Source organism: Mesorhizobium sp. ArgA1, from assembly GCF_053714375.1.
The window spans coordinates 1-758 of the sequence record NZ_JBSKBQ010000115.1 but is presented as its reverse complement, the minus strand read 5'-3'; the positions used below and the strand labels follow the sequence as shown (position 1 = coordinate 758).

The window sequence follows — 758 nt, the reverse complement described above, 5'->3', positions numbered from 1 at the left end:
TTGGAGATCGACACCTTCTTGGCGCGGCCGAGCATGTTGAGGCCGACGTTCTCGAGCTTGATGCCGAGGTCTTCCGAAATGACCTGGCCACCGGTGAGGATGGCGATGTCTTCCAGCATGGCCTTGCGGCGATCACCGAAGCCCGGCGCCTTGACGGCGGCGATCTTCAGGCCACCGCGCAGCTTGTTGACGACCAGCGTGGCCAGAGCCTCGCCTTCGACGTCTTCCGAGATGATGAGCAGCGGCTTGGAGGTCTGCACGACGGCTTCGAGAACCGGCAGCATGGCCTGGAGGTTGGACAGCTTCTTCTCGTGCAGGAGGATGTAGACGTCCTCGAGCTCGGCAACCATCTTGTCGGCGTTGGTGACGAAGTAGGGCGAGAGATAGCCCCGGTCGAACTGCATGCCTTCGACGACTTCCAGCTCGGTCTCGGCGGTCTTGGCCTCTTCAACCGTGATGACGCCTTCGTTGCCGACCTTCTGCATCGCTTCGGCGATCATGGCGCCGACCGACTCGTCGCCATTGGCCGAGATCGTGCCGACCTGGGCAACTTCCTCGGAGGTCTTGATCTTCTTGGCAGCCTTGCCGAGCGCCGCGACGACTTCGGTCACAGCCAGATCGATACCGCGCTTCAGGTCCATCGGGTTCATGCCGGCGGCAACGGCCTTGTGGCCTTCCTGAACGATCGACTGCGCCAGAACGGTCGCGGTCGTGGTGCCGTCGCCGGCGATGTCGTTGGTCTTCGAAGCAACTTCGCG

Annotated in this window: 1 protein-coding gene; it reads right to left on the bottom strand. The window is 62.7% G+C overall.

The window, feature by feature from the left end; genetic code table 11:
- Positions 1–758, bottom strand: a 758-nt coding sequence (groEL, locus tag ACWGTI_RS32590) for a chaperonin GroEL (RefSeq protein WP_454590671.1), incomplete at both ends; no start/stop codon positions are given.